The following is a 17,048-nucleotide window of genomic DNA, read 5'->3' as shown; positions in this document are numbered from 1 at the left end:
CAGGAGTTCCGAATGGTGTGAGCGGGTTCGTGCACGCGTCAGCGGCGAGTGTGCCGAAGACCGTCTGGGGAGTGGGTCATGAGGCGACGAGCCGGTCACAGGCACCCCTCAAAAAAGCGCGGACGGTTGAGAGGACGTCGACATCGCTTTGCGAACGGTGATGGGGGCCGGAAGGGCGCTGCTTGACACATGGGAAGCGGCTCCGCACAAGATGCCTGATCATCACCATCGGCCTTGGCCTGGGGCACAGAACGGAGCGGCAGGAGTATGCCAACGGACCACACCATGCAGGAGCCCGGCGAGACGGCGGTAAACGAGCGGTGTCGGCCACGGAGGTCACTGTGGGCTCCCGTCCTGGTCAACCTGGTGCTCGGCGTGCCCGCGCTGGCCCCGTTGTACTGCGCCCAGTGGCTGCTCACCGAGTATCTGCCGATGGACTGCCGCAGTTCCGCCGATATTGCAGGTTCGACCAGCTGCGACCACCACACGCTCGACCACGCCGGCCCGATGATGGTGGTCCTGGTGTTGACTGGCGCCTTCGTCCTGGCCCTGATGGTGGTGGTCAATAGTGCGCTGCCGCTCGTACACGGTCACCGACTACGATCCTGGCTGGGCTCGGCCGCCCTGCTTCTCGTCCCGTACGCGGCGCTCTGGGCTCTATACCTGACCGGCCTCGGTCGCTGACCCGATCAACCAGCACGCCTTGCGGCTTTGTCAGGTTACGGACAGTCTTTAGCGATCAACCACGTTCCTCGCTTCCAGGCCGCTGCGTGATGAGGCGTTGACCTGGGCTGTTGTTCCCTCTCGTCCAATCTTCCCGGTGGCAAGTCCTGCTGCTCCGTCGCCGAACAGCGCCTGCAGATGAAGTGGATCGGGATTCAAACGCGGCCTTTGCGTGAACTGCTTGTTGGTAGACATGCGCTGACCGGCGTTCGGCGCCTCATGGCGAGGCCAGGAAGAGACATTGGGGGATCTCCAGCATGGCCTTGAACAAGATCATTTCGGGTTTCGGGGCGACGGTTGCGGCCGTCGGCCTAATGTTCGCCACGAGCCCGCCCGCAGCGGCAGCGGCAGCGGGCAAGTCGTGCAATAACTCGGTCTGAACGAGACGTACGACACGGGCACTTACCTGGGCAGGGTGGAGGTATCGGTCACCAACATGAACCAGCCGCACAGGATCAGCGCATGGGTGTGGACCACCAATGTGTAACACCGATGGAGCTGCTGCTCACGATCGACGGCTCCGAGTGGGACGGCGGCAGCGGCAGCCGGACCCGCTGGAGGGCCAGGACCTGCCGGGGCGTCTGCGATCCGACGCGCCGACCGAGGTCACCATGGGCCGCCGCGGTGAGCTGAACGTCTTCGCCTGCCTGGCCGATCCGGCACACCTGCATCGCCGGAGCATGCGGTAGACCGCTGCGCCGCCGGACAGTCGTCGTCCGGCCTCATGCTGGAAGGGAGTCCCCGGCCCAGCCAAGGACACGCCCGACCGGCCCGCTCCCGCAACGCCGCCTGCACGAACTGGCTGATGTAAACGGGACGTTCCAGGCTGTATCCCCACCGGCGGTGCACTCAGCACCAGCCTTGTCAAAGACCCCGCGTTTCGGTAGAGCCGCGGTTAGTGGCTCCGCAGTCGGGGATGGTTCCTCCATACCCAGTCGTCCCGAGGCAAGGTCGCGATGGACAGGAGGCCGGATGGCAACGGAACCGGTGGGGACAGTTGATCTGGCAGCACTGGGGGAGGACTTCGTCCGCAATCCGTATGAGGTGTACGCGCGGCTGCGCAAGCAGGGCCCGGTGCACCGCGTACGTCTCCAGGAGGGCACAGTCGTCTGGCTGGTCGTCGGCTACGACGAGGTGCGCGCGGCTCTCAGCGATCCTCGTTTGTCGAAGGAGTGGCGGCACGCCTCGTCGGCGCAGCCGATGCAGCCGGTGTCCAGCGGTGTGTCGATGCTCCGCTCCAATGCACCGCAGCACACCCGGCTGCGCGGACTGGTCTCCCGCGCCTTCACCGTGCGCCGGGTGGCGTCCCTGGCGCCGCGCGTCCAGGAGTTGACCGATGAGCTCCTGGACGCGATGCTCGCCGCTCCCGAAGGCCGCGCCGACCTCGCCGAGGCGCTGTCCTTCCCCCTACCGATCACCGTCATCTGCGAGCTCTTGGGCGTGCCTTTCCTGGAGCGGGATGCCTTCCGTACCTGGACCGACATCCTGATGATTGGCGCCGCGACGCCGCAAACCAGGGAAGCCCTGGCGGCCATGACGGGCTATCTCGAGGGCCTGGTGAAGACGAAGCGCGCCCACCCCGGCGACGACCTGCTGAGCGATCTGATCGCGGTGAGCGACGAGGAAGGAGACCGGCTCAGCAAGGGCGAACTGCTGGGAATGGCCCAATTGTTACTGATTGCCGGCTACGAGACCACGGGCAATCTCATCTCCAACGGTGTCCTGGCGCTGCTCTCCCACCCCGATCAACTCGCCGCGCTGCGCGCCGATCTGTCCCTCATCGACAACGCGGTCGAGGAGATGTTGCGCTATGACGGACCGCTGGAGACGTCCACCTTCCGTTTCACCATCGAATCAACCGAGATCGCGGGCACTGTGATACCCGGTGGCGGCGAGGTCGTGCTCCCCGTGATCGCCGACTCGGGACGTGACCCCGTCCGATTCGACGATCCCGACCGCTTCAACATCACCCGCGACGCCCGTGGCCATGCGGCCTTCGGCCATGGCATCCACTTCTGCCTTGGTGCCCCGCTCGCACGGCTGGAGACGCGGATTGCGGTGCGCACGCTCCTGGAGCGCTGCCCGAAACTGGAGCTGGACGCCCACCCGGCCGACCTGCGCTGGCGGTTGGGCGCGCTGCTCCGCGGTCCGCGGCATCTCCCGGTCCGCTGGTCGTGAAAGGGCAACACCAGCGTTCCCACCACCATGGTGCGATGAAGTGGCCGGACCACACGCGCACGACTGAGGACGCCTCGAAGGCCCCAGCCCAGGAGGCGCGGCGGTAGACACAGTGAACACACGCCCACTGGGGGAGTCGGCCCGCCGACCGCGTCGGACAGGGCTTGAATCTGCCCCGCCAATTCCCTCCAGATCTAGAGTGCTTACGGCGCGACTGCAGGCTAAGACGGGGGTGAGCATGGGGCGTGTGGTGGCTGTGCATGGTGTTGGGAAGCAACTCATGGGAGAGGACACCCTCCTGAAGGACTGGTATCCGGCACTGTGTGATGGGATCCGGCGTGCTGGCGGCCCGCTGCCGTCTGCGGCTGAGGTCGCCGTGGGGTTCTATGGAGATCTGTTCCGGCTGTCGGGGCGTGCATTGACCGTGGGGGAGCCCCGGTACACCGCCGCCGATGTCGAAGAAGGCTTCGAGCAGGACTTGCTGATGACATGGTGGGAGTCGGCAGCCCGTGCGGAGTCCTCCGTGGCGCCGCCCGGAGCGGGGACGCTCGTGCGCACGCCGAGAGCAGTGCAGACGGCGTTACGCGCTCTGTCGGGTTCCCGCTTCTTCTCGCGACTTGCCATGCGGGCGCTGGTGTCCGACCTCAAACAGGTGCGCCTCTATCTGATGGACCAGCATGTCCGGCAGTCGGCGCGGACGAGAGTGGCCGCTCTCATCGACGACGACACGCGTGTCGTCGTGGGACATTCGCTGGGTTCGGTGGTTGCCTACGAGGCGCTCTGCGCGTCGCCTGGGCACCGGGTGCGGGCTTTCGTGACCCTAGGTCCCCCCTGGGAATCCCCGTGATCTACAAGCGGTTGATGCCAGAACCGGGACGTTGGCCCGGTGGCAGTGGGCTGACGTGGACGAACATCGCGGACGAAGGCGATGTGGTGGCTCTGGTGAAGGACCTGCGCCCTGTTTTCGATGAGCGGATCCGCTCGATCGTGGTGAACAACGGGGTGCACGCGCACGAGGCATCGCCCTATCTGACTGAACGGCTTACCGGGGCTGCGATTGCCGGGGGCCTCGATGCCGTCTGAATCCGAGCCGCGCCGGTTCCTGATCGCTACGGCTACCGCGCACTATAAGAATGAGCCGTCGTGGGACCGTCCCGGCCTGGTCGACGCGCGCCAGGACATCATCGACCTGTTCACGAAGCAGTTCGGCTACGAGCACGTGAGTGATCTCGGTCTCGACCCCAGTCAGCATCAACTCACCGAACGGCTACGTGCGTTCTGTAGGTCCTCCGAGCGCGAAGACGACGACCTCGTGGCGGTGTACCTCGCCGGCCATGGCGAGGTGCTGGACGAGGAGGACGGTGGTGGGCACGTTCTGCTGACGCACGACACCGACCCCGACGACATCACCGATGCCCTGCCGACCGAACTGCTGGCGCGAAAGATGTTGTCCGGAACTCGGGTTCGACGCCTGTTGCTCTTGCTGGACACGTGCTATTCGGGCCAGGGCGGAAATGAGCTGACGGCGGCGGCTCTACGGAGGCTGAACCGTGCCTGGGGCACCGTGTCGGAAACAGGATTGGTGATCGTTTCTTCCGCGCAGCCCTTCGAGCAGGCGGAGGCCGGTGCCTTTCCCCGGATGCTGCGCGAGGCGGTGGAGAATGTCGCCACTGCCGGGCACGGCCCCAAGGCCTTGGCGCTGGAGGCCGTGGTGCAGCAAATGAACGCCCAAGGTGGGCACCAGCGTGTCGGCCTCACCCAGGTGGGACTGACGGGCAAGGTTCCGGCTTTCTTCCCGAACCCCCGTCACGATCCTCAGCTGACGCATGTCGACCTCGCTGTACAGCAGGAGGCAGCCTGGCAGCGTGAGGCGGATCGCCGTGACGTCGAGTTGCACACCCGCCTGCTGAAGCGAGCGATGGGCAGTGCCGACCCGGGACGCCATGGATGGTGGTTTGCCGGACGCCGAACCGCGCTGGGCGACATCACGGACTGGCTGGCAGAGCCCCGATCCGAGCCGACGCGCTGTGCACTGGTAGTCACCGCGGGGCCCGGTTCCGGAAAGACCGCTGTGCTTGGCCTGTTCGCCGCCCTCGCCCATGACGGCGCTCGACGGTGCTCCGGTTGCCCTGAGCGGCGGCAACTGGGCAGACCTGCAGATGTGGGACGTGTCGGCCCGGCGGCCCTACAGTCACCTCTCCACCCAACGCCACTCCGACCGCTGCACGGCCATGGCGTGCACAGTCCTCGACGGCAGGCCAGTGGCAATCAGTGGAAGTCATTCAGCCTGGAATGGCGGCCTGCAGATCTGGGACCTGCAGAGCGGCACCCCCCGTGACTTCCTCAGTCCACGCGGGCCCGTGACGGCATTGGCATGCGCGCGGGTGAACGACGTACCGGTTGCCGTCATCATCGGAGCCGCCGGGGTCACCTCTGCTTACGTGTGGGACCTGGCGAACGAAAGCCTCCGCAGCTGTGTTGAGACCGGACACTCCGACACGATCACCACAGTGACATGCACAGTCTGGGATGATGCGCCCCTCATGGTGACTGGTTCCTGGGACGGGACCGTACGCGTGAGGGACCTGACGAGCGGGCAACCGTACGGTCCACCCTTCGTCGGCCATACGGATCGGGTGACCTCGGTCGCGTGTGGCGTTGTAGACGGCAGAGCCCTTCTCTTCAGCGGCTCCCGGGACCACACTGTTCGGGTCTGGGATCTCGTCAGCGGATCGACCACGGCGGTGCTCAAGTTGCCCGCAGTGTGCTCGACGGTGGCCTTTGCGGCCCCGGAGCTGCTCGTCTGCACCTTCGGCAGCGACATCGCTTCGTTCGGGTTCCGTACCTGAGCGATCGATGTGGCTGGTGTATCCGTGGGCGCTCAGGCAGTGTCCTATGTGGTGAGTTGAGGATTCGCTTGTAGTAGGGCAGGGCAGGGCAGGGCAGGGCAGGGCAGGGCTGCTGCGAGGCCGAGAAAGGCCAGGTAGTTGCGGGGGTGTTGGAGCTCAGCTCAGCGTCTTCAGCGCCGCCGCGTCGTACGGCTTCAGCTCCTCGAACCGGTCCGCCAGAACCTTCGCCGCCCACTCCGGGTCCTGGAGCAGGGCGCGGCCGACGGCGACCAGGTCGAACTCGTCGCGCTCCAGGCGGTCGAGGAGGTTGTCGATGCCCTGGACCGGGGCACCCTCGCCCATGAAGCCGCGGATGAAGTCTCCGTCGAGGCCGACCGAGCCGACGGTGATGGTGGGCCTGCCGGTGAGTTTCTTGGTCCAGCCCGCCAGGTTCAGGTCCGAGCCCTCGAACTCCGGGAGCCAGTAGCGGCGGGTGGAGGCGTGGAAGGCGTCGACGCCGGCCGCGGCGAGCGGGGTCAGGATCGCCTCCAGTTCCTCGGGGGTCTCGGCGAGCCGCGCGTCGTAGGCCTCCTGCTTCCACTGCGAGTAGCGGAATATCACCGGGAAGTCGGGCGAGACACTCTGGCGGACCGCGGCCACGATCTCGGCCGCGAACTTCGTACGGGCCACGGAGTCGCCGCCGTAGGCGTCGGTACGGCGGTTCGTCCCCGACCACAGGAACTGGTCGACGAGGTAGCCGTGGGCGCCGTGCAGTTCGACGCCGTCGAAGCCGATGCGCTCGGCGGCCTCGGCGGCCTCGGCGAAGGCGCCGATGACGTCGTCCAGGTCGCGCTGGGTCATCGCCTTGCCGGTGTCCTCGGTGCCGTCGACGCGGATGCCGGAGGGGCCGACGGCGGGGGCGTCGGCGTAGGGCGGGTCGCCCTGCTTGCGCACCATGCCGATGTGCCACAGCTGCGGAACGATCGTGCCGCCCGCCGCGTGAACGGCCTCGGCGACCTTCGCCCACCCCGCCAGCTGCTCCTCACCGTGGAACCGCGGCACACGGTCACTCTGCCCGGCCGACTCGTGGCCGACGTAGGTCCCCTCGGTGACGATCAGGCCCACACCTGCGGTGGCGCGACGGGCGTAGTACGACCGCACGTCCTCACCGGGGACGCCACCCGGGGAGAACATACGCGTCATCGGCGCCATCACGATGCGGTTCGGGACGGTCAGGCCGTTCAGCGCGACGGGCCGGGAAAGGATCTCGGCCGCGCGGGAGGCGGCGGACGCAGTGACGGTCACGGGGGTGCTCCTCGTAGGTACCAGACGGTATGTGCACATGCATTGAACGCGTGAGGGGGTCAACCGTCCCGGCGGTCATGGCATTCCGCGCGTCCGGCGAGCCGCCCTGTGATCCCGGACACGCGCCCAGAGTCAGGGGCGGTCGGTGCTCCCGCAGCCGGGCACGGAGTGCCGAAGTGCTTTGCGGGCGTTGCCGTTCAAAGCCGCTTCGAGTCCGCGCGATGGTCGGCCCACCCTCGGCGGCTGTCAGGTGGAGACGGCAGGAAGGACTTGGCTCAGCAGGCGCTGGAAGGAGTGCCGGTCCTCCTTGCCGAGGCTTTCCAGCCCCGTGAGGTTGGACATCAGCTCGGAGCGGATCTGCCGAACGGTCTCCTCGCCCTCCTCGGTCAGCATCACCATCTTGACCCGCCGGTCAGAAGGGTCGGCCTCGCGGCGTACCAGACCACGCGCCCCCAAGCGGTCGACGATGCCGGTGACGTTCGAGGCGTCGCAGGCCAGCAGGTCGGCGAGGGCCCTCATCGGCATCGGCCTCCGCAGCAGGCTGAGCATCTTGCCCTGCATCAGGGTGAGATCACGTTCCGCCGCCACGGCTGCGAAGTTCCGGTAGTAGAGGGCCGCGGCCTGCGCGAGCTGGTCCATCAGCTGCACGGGCGTGGGTACGGGAGCCTCCGGCGGTGAGACCGATGGCGGTGCCGGCGGCTTTGGGCGAGTCATGACTCCAGCCTAGGCGAGAATACTTGACTTTCTCAACCATTGAGGTTTACCTTCACCCCGTTACTTGAAGGCTTCAATCATGTAAGGCTTCAATCTCCCTGGAAGGTGAGCCGCCCTTCATGCGTCACGTCTCCCCTTCGCCCATGCCGCGGTGGGCGGCCCCATTCGCTGACCTCCGTCATCACAGCCCGCCCAAAGGAACGACACCATGACCACCTGGCACCCCATCGACCACCGCGCAGCCGTGGCGTCCGAGACCGCCAAGTTCACCGCCGTGCTCAAAGGGGCCGACCTGGCAACCTCTGTGCCCACCTGCCCTGACTGGACGCTGGTCGACCTGGTCAAGCACACCGGCAGCGTGCAGCGCTGGTTCTCGGCCCTGCTGCACGCACGCATCCAAAGCCCCCCGCAAAGCCGCGAGGTGGAACTTCGGCTCCCGACGACGACGGACGCCTACCCCGGCTGGCTGGACGAGAGTGCGGCCGTGGCCGCCGACGCGTTCGCAGCCACCGACCCGAACCTGCCGATGTGGGCATGGGGCGCCGACCAGCATGCCCGCTTCTGGGCGCGCAGAATGCTCTTCGAGACCTTGCTGCACCGGGCCGATGCCGAACTGACCCTCGGACTCCAGCCCGCGATCGACCGCGCGCTCGCGGTTGACGGGATCGACGAGTTCCTCGTCAACCTGCCCTTCGCCACCTTTTTTGCACCCAAGGTGGCCAACCTGCGCGGGAACGGCGAGACCATCCGCTTCCGCACCACCGACGGGAACGCCGACTGGCTCGTCAGCCTGCGTCCCGACGGCTTCGGGATCGACCAAGCCGGCGCAACAGCAACCACCGCCGCGGACGCGACCGTCCAGGCAACCGCGGCCGACCTGCTGTTGGCCCTCTACGGCCGTCGGCACCACAACACCGAGGCCGTCGAGCACGAGGGCGACCAGGAACTGCTGTCGCGCTGGTTCGCCAACTCCGCCTTCTAACTGATCATTTCCCTGCCCTTGAACATGCCCTGGACCTCATCAACACCGGCTCTCCGGCCCTGCTGACCGGATATCAGACCCCCGGTGGCGATTCGCCGCGCGGGCGTCCGCCGCCTCACCACGTGGTTGCGTGACCGCAAGGTCTACAACCCCGCCGCTCTTGCCGCCAAGGCGGTGGGACACAGCGGCTCCCCTCGGCGAGGCAGGCCGAACGATGACTGCCTCGGCCGCCGCCGAAGTCAGCGCGAGCGAAAGCAGCCTGAGGGGAAGCGGCCTGACGGACGCCTTCGTCATCGCCTCCGTCTTCGCCGGGCCGGCGAAGACGGATCAGCCGCCGACGGTCTTGGCCCAGTTCTCACGGACGGTGCGCAGCGCCTTGTTCAGCTGGGCCTCGGTCGGGAACTGCGGTGTGCCCTCGACCGTCGGCAGCCGTGAGGCCAGGGCCTTGTCGAGGGTGCCGTTCTTCGCCATGGCGGCCATCAGCACCGGGCGGGCGTAGTCCACGAGGCGGAGGTTCTGGCCTTCCGGACTGTAGAGGTACTCCTCCCACAGTCGCGCCGCGGCCGGGTGGGGGGCGTCCTTGTTGATCGCCTGCGCGTAGTACTGCGAGAAGCTGCCGTCGAAGGGAATGGAGACCTTCCATTTCACGCCCGTCCCGCGGAGCTGGTCGATGTGCTCCAGGTTGAGGTAGTCCCACTCGATGCTGATCGGGGTCTTGCCCTTGGCGATCGCGGCCGGGTTGGGGTCGGCCCGGTTGTAGTTGCCGACCTTGTCGAGCCGGGCGAAGAAGTCGATGCCCGGTTGGATGTTGTCGAACGACCCCCCGTTGGCGAGCGCCGCCGCGTACACGGCGGCGAAGGCCGATCCCGCGATCGTGGGCTGTCCGTGCATCGAGACCAGGCCCTTGTACTCCGGCCGGAGCAGATCTGCGAAGGACGCGGGGCAGGTCCGGACACGGGCGGCGTCGCAGCCGATGGAGACGTAGCCGCCGTAGTTGTTGTACCAGCGGGCCTTGGCGTCCTTCTGCTCCGGTGGGATCTGGTCGAACTGCGCGACCCGGTAGGGGGCCAGCAGGTGCTGCCGCGCCGCGGACTGGGCGAAGGAATCCCCGAGGTCGAGTACGTCGGGGGCGCGCTCCTGGCCACGGTAGCGCTTGACGGCATCGATCTCCTGCTGGCTGTGGCCGTACGGATCGTCGACGACGACCTTGATGCCGTACTTCTTCTCGAAGCCGTCGATCAGCCTGCCGTAGTTGGCCCACTGGCGCGGCAGCGCGATCGCGTTGAGCCTGCCCTCCTGCTTCGCCGCCTTGATCAGTGCCGCCGTCCCGCCCACCTCCGCGGCGGACCCGGCCCGGGAAGGCGCGACCGGCCGGGTGGTTCTCTCTTCCTGGCAGGCACCGAGACCGAGCGCCGCAAGGCCGAGACAGCACAGGAGAGCGCCTGCGCGGACCCGGTGATGTGTAGCCACGACGCCTCCAGCAGGGCCAAGTGGGGGAGTGGTCCGCCGAGCGACGGGGCCTCGCAGGCTTGCCGAGCGGGCGTCCTCGGCACTCCCGCAGGGCCGCCGACGCCTTGGCACGCGGGCGGTCCTGGCGCCACCCCGCCGCGACGTGTCACTGCCCGAGACTTCTCTCTGCAGCAATGGTCCGAACCAGCGTACTCCGCCCCCTTGCGGGCCTCCGTCAGGACGATGATCGGGCCAGGTCATGGCGGCGAGTAGGCGCCACACGCGTATGGAGGCAGCACGCTCGTCCCCGGGCACGGGCGCCAAGCCACGGCCTCACCGCCCCTCGCCGTCCTCCCAACGGCTGAGGAGGTCCTCCCACGGCTCCTCTTCCGAGGGCAGGGCGTCGGGGCCGATCGCCTGAGCGGCCCAGATCGTCTTGCCCCTGGGGGAGTAGCGGGTGCCCCACTGTTCGGCGAACTGCGCGACGAGGAAGAGGCCGCGGCCGTCTTCGTCGGTGTCCTTCGCCTGGCGGATGTGCGGGGAGGTGCTGCTGCCGTCGGACACCTCAGAGATCAGGGTGCCGCGGGTGTGCAGGAGCCGCACGTGGATGGGCTCGGCGCCGTAGCGAACGGCGTTGGTGATCAGTTCGCTGAGGATGAGCTCGGCACCGTAGGCGATGTGCTGCAGACCCCAGTCCGCCAACTGGCTGACGCAGGCGTTGCGGACCGGGCCCACCGCCGCCGGGTCGCGGGGCACGTCCCACTCGGCGACGTGTGCCGGGTCCAGCCGCCGGGTCCGGGCCACCAGCAGCGCGACGTCGTCGGCGGACCTCGCGGGCAGCAGCGATTGCATGACGGTGGCGCAGGTGTCCTCCGGCGTACGGTCCGGTCCGGCGAGGGCCGCACGCAGTGCTTCAAGCCCCGCGTCCAGGTCGCGGCTGCGGTTCTCGACCAGCCCGTCTGTGTAGAGCACCAGCCGGGAGCCCTCCGGCAGCGACAGCTCAGCGGTCTCGAAGGGCAGGCCGGTGCCCAGACCCAGCGGCGGGGAGACCGGCGAATGCAGGAACTCCACCCTCCCGTCGGGGTGGGCCACGGCCGGCGGCAGATGGCCCGCCGTGGCCGCGGTGACCCGCCCGGAGACGGAGTCATAAACGACGTACAGACAGGTGGCGCCGGTGATCGCCGGTCCCTCCTTGGCGTCCTCGTCCTGGACGTCGATGTGGGTCACCAGCTCGTCCAAGTGGCCCAGCAGCTCGTCGGGGGAGAGGTCCAGGGCCGAGAAGTTGTGCACGGCGATGCGCAGCCGGCCCATGGTGGCCGCCGCGTGCAGGCCGTGTCCGACCACGTCGCCGATGACCAGCGCCACCCGGGCGCCGGGCAGCGGGATGACGTCGAACCAGTCCCCGCCCACTCCCGCCTGGGCGGGGAGATAGCGGTGCGCCACCTCCAGGGCGTCCTGGTCGGGCAGGCCGCGGGGCATCAGGCTGCGCTGGAGCGTCATCGCCATCGTGCGTTCACGGGTGTAGCGCCGGGCGTTGTCGATCCCCACCGCGGCCCGCCCCGCCAGTTCCTCGGCGAAGGACAGGTCCTCGTCGTCGAACGGAGGGGAGGGCCTCGACCGCCAGAAGTCCACCAGCCCCAGCACCACTCCCCGGGCGCGCAGCGGTACGACCGCCAAGGAGTGCACCCCGTGGTCCAGGATGCGTTGGGCGCGTTCCGGGTCCTGGGACCGCCAGGCGGAAGAGCCGGCCAGGTTTGGCTCCACCATGGAGCGGACCTGGTCCACACCCGCCGCCGGGGTGCCCGGGACGAACCGGATCAGCTCGCCGACGGGATAGAGCGGATGGTCCGTCGCCAGGCCGGCGATGGCCGTCCGGCACAGCTCGGCACCCGCCACGGCCGGCTCCTCGCCCTTCAGGACCGGGTCCAGCAGCTCGACGGTGACGATGTCGGCGAACCGGGGGACCGCCACCTGGGCCAGTTCCTCGGTAGTGCGCTCGACATTCAGCGTGGAGCCGATCCGTACCCCGGCGTCGTAGAGGAGTCGGAGCCGCTCCCGCGCCACCTCGGCGCGCCCTGACAGCCACCTCAGCTCGGTGGTGTCGCGCAGGGTCACCACGCTTCCCTGGTGGGCTCCGTAGGGGGTGGTGGACCGCTTGTTGACGGCCAGCAGTCTGTCCTGGGCCAGGTGCACCTCGTCGGTGGCGATGCGGTCCGACGCCAGGAGTTCGGCGGTGCGGTGATCCAGCTCCAGGTCGCCGATATGGCGGCCCTCCGCGTCCGCCGGCAGGTCCAGCAGCCGCCGTGCCTCGTCGTTGGCCAGCAGCAGCCGCCCGTCGTGGCCGAGGATGAGCACGCCCTCCCGCACCGCGTGCAGGACCGCATCGTGATGCTCGTACATCCGGGTCATCTCGGCCGGTCCCAGACCGTGGGTCTGCCGGCGCAGCCGACGGCTCAGCAGCCCCGCGCCGCCTCCGGCGAGTGCCAGCGCCCCGACCGCGGTGCCCAGGAAGATGGGCAGCTGCTGGTTGACCGATTTCTGCACCTTCTCCACCGTGACCGGCGCGGCGACGATGGCGACGACCTTGCCCGAGGAGTCCTTGACGGGCGCCGCAGAGATCACGGAGAGGCCCAGGGCGCCCTCGAAGGTCCTGGTGAAGGGCTTGCCCCGGGCGGCGTCGGCATACGGGCCGATGACGTGCTTGCCGATCTGCCGCGGGTCGCTGTGGGTGAGGGTGATCCCGTCGAGCTTGTACACGATGAGGGCGTCGACGCCGGAGGCCTTCCGGGCCGCCTCGGCGAGCGGCTGGAGCTTCGCGGTCGGATTGTCGCTGTTCAGCGCCTCCTGGAGCCCCCAGGAGTGCGCGAAGGACTCAGCGGCGGCGAGCGTCCGGTGCCGGGCGTCGGTCATGGTGTCCCGCTGGGCCTGGACGACGATGGCCACCACTGCCGCCGCGACGAGCAACACCACGAGCACCAGCTGGAGGAGGAAGACTTCCCGGGCGACGCTGTGCGTGGCCAACGAGGGCCGTATGTGCTTCGGACCTCCGGCCCCCGCAGGGCGTTCGTCCTGCCGGGCGCCGGTACCGCTCCCGGCAGGGGTCACACCCGGAAAAGCGGAACGGCCGGGCGCGCGGCTCAGCCAACGCCGGAAACGACCCGAATGTCCGCTCATGGTTCACATTTATCCTGCTTTGCCTGGGCGCTGGCAAGGCGTGCTACGGCAGTTGCCCCGCGGGCCGGCGCGAGCCGCCAGGCTGCGGCTGCACCGGCCCTCGCCTGTCGGTCATCTGTGATGACGGCGGTTCCCTCCAGCGTCGACCAGCGACGTCCCCTCGGCCTGGCTGACCACGACCAACGTCGGAAGGCTTGCCCTCACCCCTGAGGGCCGTCGCCTCTACGTCAGCACCGGTACCCGACCTGAGCTGGGCCAGGGCTCCGCACAGGACGCCACTCCGGTGGCGATGCGCCCAACCGGTGATGGCCGTAAAATCATGTCTCAACGCATGAGACGCGGCCGGTCATGTGACGCTGTAGCGAATTCTTGCTGCCATAACAGCCACATCGAGATCGCAAGCACATCGAGAGCGCGAGGACAGGTCAATGCGCAACTCGGCAACTCACTGGACCGGATGATATCGGGCTGAGTGGCGGCGACGGGCTGACCGCACGCGATCGGCGTGAAGGAGTCAATCGTGTCGCACTCCACAGGAACGCGGGTACTTCGGCGAGGTGATGAGGGCTACGAGCAGGCACGCCGAGCGGTCATATGGCACGCGGGTGCCCCGAATCGCTTTCCCGAGGTGATAGTTCGGGCACGCGATGAGGACGACGTCATGGACGCTGTTCGGCTGGCCCGGGACGAGGACCGGCAGATGGCCGTGTGCTCGGGCCACCACAGTTGGTCCGGCTCGCACCTGCGGGACGGGATCGTGCTGCTGGATCTCGCCGGACTTCGGGATGTGTCGGTCGACTCGGAGGCTATGACGGCAACGGTGCAACCAGGCGTCCGGGGGTCGGAACTCGGTGCGCTGCTCCATGAGCGCGGGCTGTTCTTCCCGGTCGGCCACTGCGAGGGCGTCTGCGTCGGGGGGTACCTGCTGCAAGGCGGTTTCGGATGGCGTGGCCGTGAACTCGGCCCCTCATGCATGAGCGTCACCGGTATCGACGTGGTGACAGCGGACGGCAACCACACCTACGCGGACGGCACGAGGAACACGGACCTGTTCTGGGCCGCGCGCGGCGCCGGACCAGGATTCTTCGGCGTCGTGACCCGGTTCCACGTCAAGCTCTATTCGCTGCAACCCGTCACCCTGACCAGCTTCTACCTCTACCCTCCCGATGTTTGGGAGGAGTACCTGCGATGGTCACGGTCGGTCGAACCCACGCTGCCGGCCGAGGTGGAACTGTGGAACCTCATGTACCGCGACGAGTCGGTGAGTTCCGAGGGGCCGGTCATCTCGGTGAGCGCGACGGCGTTCGTCGACACCGAGGAGCGGGCCCGCGAGGCGCTGGCCCTCTTCGAGAGGTGTCCGGTACGGGATCGAGCGTTGATCGCTGAGGTCAACAGGGAAACGACCACGAGTGAGCTCACGGCGCGCAACACGCACTATCCGCCGGACAGACGCTTCATCGCCGACAACACGTGGACCCACGCCTCGTTCGACGAACTGCTGCCCGGGCTCCGTGCGATCCACCAGGACTTCCCACCGGCCCCCAGCCACCTGGTGTGGTTCCCCTGGACTTTGACTCCACAGCGCCCGCCCATGGCGTACTCGGTGGAAGACGAGCTGTACCTCGCTCTCTACGCGGGCTGGGAACACCCGGCCGACGACGAGACCTACCGGCGCTGGGTGACCGAGCGCATGCGTGCCATGGAACCACTCGCCACCGGCATCCAGCTGGCCGATGAGAACCTGATCAACCGGCCCCGGCGTTTCGTCACCGAGGACAGCCTCCACCGTCTCGACGAAATCCGGGCCCGGTACGACCCCGACGGGCGCTTCGTGTCCTGGCTCGGCAGACCCCAGTTCGCGCATGTGCCGTAGCGAGGTGACTCGTCATGGCTGACCGTACGCAGACCACAGGGGCTCTGGCGCGTCCCGCGCTGCCACCGGAAGGCGAGCACGACTTCCTGACCGACCATCCCTTCGACATCACAACCCACCGGCTCCCACGGGACGTCCTGGTCGAACAGGCTGCCATCCCCATGCGAGATGGCGTACGACTGGCAGCGACCGTCTTCCGGCCCGACGCCGGGCCACGGGTTCCGGTGATCACCACCGCGACGCCGTACGGCAAGGACCGATTCGACCAGTGGAACTATTTCCGGGACGCTCCCGAGGGATCCGTCCCCGGCGGCGGTGGTTTCTACCTCGGGCGGCTGGAGTTCTCCGACCACACCGCGTTCGAGGCCCCCGACCCAGGGTTCTGGGTACCCAGCGGGTATGCCGTCGTACTCGTGGACCTGCCGGGGCGAGGGAAGTCCGAGTCGAACCCGTCCGGCACCCCGGGGCCCGAGGCACGCTGGTGGGACGTGATGGCCTGGCTGGAACGGCAACCGTGGTGCACCGGCAAGGTCGGGATGAGCGGGGTTTCGGCGCTGTGCGCGACGCAGTGGATCGCGGCCAAGGACGAGGCCCCGCCCCAGTTGAAGGCGATCATCCCGTGGGAAGGCATCAACGAGACGGGCCCCGGAGGCGGCTACGGCGGAATCCGGGAAACGGCGTTTGGCCCCTGGTTGGAGTCGCAGTGGCACCAACCGAACATCAATCCTGGCGCCGCGGGGCCGGAACCGTACATCGCCGACTGGGAGTTCGACACCTCCGCCATCATCATCCCGGCGCTGGTCTGCGCCAGTTTCTCCGATCAGGAATTGCACACCTGGGACACCTTCGACGCCTTCACCCGTATACGCAGCCCGCACAAATGGCTGTACAACCACCGCCGGCAGAAGTGGGCCGCCTACTACGGAGCCGAGGAACTGGCTTTGCAGAAAAGGTTCCTCGACCGTTTCCTCAAGGGCGACGAACACGCCATGGACGGTGTTCCGCCGGTTCGCCTCGAAGTGAACACCGACCGCTTCGACCACAAGGTGGTGCACGCCACCTCATGGCCGGTCGAGGGCACCCGCTACGACTCCCTGTACCTGAGCGCCGGCTCCGCCACGATGGCGGTAGAGCCGCCCACGATCGCTGCCAGCACCAGCATCGCCCCGGCACCCGTCGGCGACCCGGACAACCGTGCCGTCTTCGACCATTGTTTCGAGGAGGATACGGACGTGGTGGGGCACATGGCGCTCACCTTGTTCGTGGAAGCGGTCGGTAGCGATGACGTCGACCTGTTCGTCGGTGTCGAGAAACTCGATCACCACGGTGACAAGGTGTACTTCTTCAGCGCCTCCGGCGGCAACGCCAACGGACCGGTGTCGCGCGGCTGGCTGCGAGCCTCCCGCCGCGAACTGAATACCGAACGCTCGACCCCCTGGCGGCCGGCGCCTTCCTTGACCACCAGATCGCCGCTGTCCCCGGGGCAGATCGTCGAGACCAACATCCCGATCATGCCCTCCGGCACGACGTTCCTTGCCGGGGAGACGCTGCGGCTGATCGTCCAGTCCTGGTCCGCGCCCGGCGAGTTCGAGGGCGGCGAAACCCGGCAGTGGGACTCGATCACCACCGGCCGATGCCGCCTGCACACCGGGAGGCAACACCCTTCAAGCCTGCTCATCCCCATGGTGAGCTGAGGTTACTTGGCCAGCGCCTCGATGCATTCACTGAGTACGCCGAATGCATCGTCAACGTTCTCCGCCTTGTCGGCGAAATTGCTTTACCTGCTCTGCGAGTCGGTAGCCCACCTGCTTGAAGTCCCGGG

The 17,048-nt window shown here is 67.9% G+C and carries 15 protein-coding genes; 10 read left to right on the top strand and 5 right to left on the bottom strand.

Annotated features, from left to right (window positions below; all coding sequences use genetic code 11):
- Positions 1 to 267: 267 nt before the first annotated feature.
- Entirely contained in the window at positions 268 to 684 is a 417-nt protein-coding gene (locus tag KI385_RS03785) for a hypothetical protein (protein WP_238570801.1), read from the top strand.
- A gap of 48 nt (positions 685 to 732) precedes the next feature.
- Here KI385_RS03785 and KI385_RS03780 read toward each other — a convergent pair whose 3' ends face one another.
- Positions 733 to 918 carry a hypothetical protein gene (locus KI385_RS03780; RefSeq protein WP_238570800.1) on the bottom strand — a complete coding sequence of 62 codons (186 nt, stop codon included), beginning with the start codon at positions 916 to 918 and terminating at the stop codon, positions 733 to 735.
- A 329-nt stretch (positions 919 to 1,247) separates the two neighbouring features.
- On the opposite strand from KI385_RS03780, the gene KI385_RS03775 reads away from it, so the two are divergent.
- The 6 genes from KI385_RS03775 to KI385_RS44500 all read left to right on the top strand — a co-directional run bounded on the left by KI385_RS03775 (position 1,248) and on the right by KI385_RS44500 (position 5,750).
- Positions 1,248 to 1,412 (top strand): hypothetical protein, encoded by a 165-nt coding sequence (locus tag KI385_RS03775; RefSeq protein WP_238570799.1) that lies wholly within the window; start codon positions 1,248 to 1,250, stop codon positions 1,410 to 1,412.
- Positions 1,413 to 1,695: 283 nt separating this feature from the next.
- Entirely contained in the window at positions 1,696 to 2,901 is a 1,206-nt protein-coding gene (locus KI385_RS03770) for a cytochrome P450 family protein (protein WP_238570798.1), read from the top strand.
- A gap of 280 nt (positions 2,902 to 3,181) precedes the next feature.
- The gene (locus tag KI385_RS03765; RefSeq protein ID WP_342593431.1) at positions 3,182 to 3,748 is read left to right on the top strand and encodes a lipase family protein; all 567 of its coding nucleotides are present in this window, start codon (positions 3,182 to 3,184) and stop codon (positions 3,746 to 3,748) included.
- Positions 3,745 to 3,984, top strand: a complete 240-nt coding sequence (locus KI385_RS44150) for a hypothetical protein (RefSeq protein ID WP_342593430.1) — start codon at positions 3,745 to 3,747, stop codon at positions 3,982 to 3,984. Before KI385_RS03765 ends, KI385_RS44150 begins: the two co-directional genes overlap by 4 nt.
- Positions 3,974 to 5,239, top strand: coding sequence for a caspase family protein (locus KI385_RS03760; protein ID WP_238570797.1), 1,266 nt, complete (start codon positions 3,974 to 3,976; stop codon positions 5,237 to 5,239). The genes KI385_RS44150 and KI385_RS03760 overlap by 11 nt, the downstream gene beginning before the upstream one ends.
- Complete coding sequence (locus tag KI385_RS44500) at positions 5,133 to 5,750, top strand: WD40 repeat domain-containing protein (protein ID WP_425356863.1); 618 nt, start codon at positions 5,133 to 5,135, stop codon at positions 5,748 to 5,750. The genes KI385_RS03760 and KI385_RS44500 overlap by 107 nt, the downstream gene beginning before the upstream one ends.
- Positions 5,751 to 5,906: 156 nt before the next feature.
- Here the strand turns inward: KI385_RS44500 and KI385_RS03755 are convergent, their stop codons facing one another.
- Both KI385_RS03755 and KI385_RS03750 read right to left on the bottom strand, forming a co-directional pair.
- Positions 5,907 to 7,034: an NADH:flavin oxidoreductase gene (locus KI385_RS03755; RefSeq protein ID WP_238570796.1), complete on the bottom strand. Its 1,128-nt coding sequence runs from the start codon at positions 7,032 to 7,034 to the stop codon at positions 5,907 to 5,909.
- A gap of 246 nt (positions 7,035 to 7,280) precedes the next feature.
- A complete protein-coding gene (locus KI385_RS03750) occupies positions 7,281 to 7,748 on the bottom strand; it encodes a MarR family winged helix-turn-helix transcriptional regulator (RefSeq protein WP_238570795.1) in 468 nt (155 codons plus the stop codon).
- A gap of 208 nt (positions 7,749 to 7,956) precedes the next feature.
- On the opposite strand from KI385_RS03750, the gene KI385_RS03745 reads away from it, so the two are divergent.
- Positions 7,957 to 8,730: a maleylpyruvate isomerase family mycothiol-dependent enzyme gene (locus tag KI385_RS03745; protein WP_238570794.1), complete on the top strand. Its 774-nt coding sequence runs from the start codon at positions 7,957 to 7,959 to the stop codon at positions 8,728 to 8,730.
- 327 nt (positions 8,731 to 9,057) lie between these two features.
- On the opposite strand, the gene KI385_RS03735 is transcribed toward KI385_RS03745, so the two are convergent.
- A complete protein-coding gene (locus KI385_RS03735) occupies positions 9,058 to 10,200 on the bottom strand; it encodes an ABC transporter substrate-binding protein (RefSeq protein ID WP_238570793.1) in 1,143 nt (380 codons plus the stop codon).
- Positions 10,201 to 10,512: 312 nt separating this feature from the next.
- Entirely contained in the window at positions 10,513 to 13,200 is a 2,688-nt protein-coding gene (locus KI385_RS03730) for a SpoIIE family protein phosphatase (RefSeq protein ID WP_342593429.1), read from the bottom strand.
- A gap of 658 nt (positions 13,201 to 13,858) precedes the next feature.
- On the opposite strand from KI385_RS03730, the gene KI385_RS03725 reads away from it, so the two are divergent.
- Positions 13,859 to 15,226, top strand: coding sequence for an FAD-binding oxidoreductase (locus tag KI385_RS03725; protein ID WP_342593428.1), 1,368 nt, complete (start codon positions 13,859 to 13,861; stop codon positions 15,224 to 15,226).
- A 14-nt stretch (positions 15,227 to 15,240) separates the two neighbouring features.
- Positions 15,241 to 16,920: a CocE/NonD family hydrolase gene (locus KI385_RS03720; protein WP_238570791.1), complete on the top strand. Its 1,680-nt coding sequence runs from the start codon at positions 15,241 to 15,243 to the stop codon at positions 16,918 to 16,920.
- Positions 16,921 to 17,048: the final 128 nt, after the last annotated feature.

Origin of the sequence: Streptomyces inhibens (assembly GCF_022221585.1) — a bacterium.
GTDB classification, from domain to species: domain Bacteria; phylum Actinomycetota; class Actinomycetes; order Streptomycetales; family Streptomycetaceae; genus Streptomyces; species Streptomyces inhibens.
The sequence above is the reverse complement of the archived record's forward strand: the minus strand, read 5'-3'. Positions and strand labels throughout refer to the sequence as shown.

Bases quoted from the DNA above. Each gene is read 5' to 3' on its own strand.
- KI385_RS03785 (WP_238570801.1), top strand. From the start codon at position 268: ATGCCAACGGACCACACCATGCAGGAGCCCGGCGAGACGGCGGTAAAC.
- KI385_RS03780 (WP_238570800.1), bottom strand. From the start codon at position 918: ATGTCTACCAACAAGCAGTTCACGCAAAGGCCGCGTTTGAATCCCGAT.
- KI385_RS03770 (WP_238570798.1), top strand. From the start codon at position 1,696: ATGGCAACGGAACCGGTGGGGACAGTTGATCTGGCAGCACTGGGGGAG.
- KI385_RS03765 (WP_342593431.1), top strand. From the start codon at position 3,182: ATGGGAGAGGACACCCTCCTGAAGGACTGGTATCCGGCACTGTGTGAT.
- KI385_RS03760 (WP_238570797.1), top strand. From the start codon at position 3,974: ATGCCGTCTGAATCCGAGCCGCGCCGGTTCCTGATCGCTACGGCTACC.
- KI385_RS44500 (WP_425356863.1), top strand. From the start codon at position 5,133: ATGGCGTGCACAGTCCTCGACGGCAGGCCAGTGGCAATCAGTGGAAGT.
- KI385_RS03750 (WP_238570795.1), bottom strand. From the start codon at position 7,748: ATGACTCGCCCAAAGCCGCCGGCACCGCCATCGGTCTCACCGCCGGAG.
- KI385_RS03745 (WP_238570794.1), top strand. From the start codon at position 7,957: ATGACCACCTGGCACCCCATCGACCACCGCGCAGCCGTGGCGTCCGAG.
- KI385_RS03720 (WP_238570791.1), top strand. From the start codon at position 15,241: ATGGCTGACCGTACGCAGACCACAGGGGCTCTGGCGCGTCCCGCGCTG.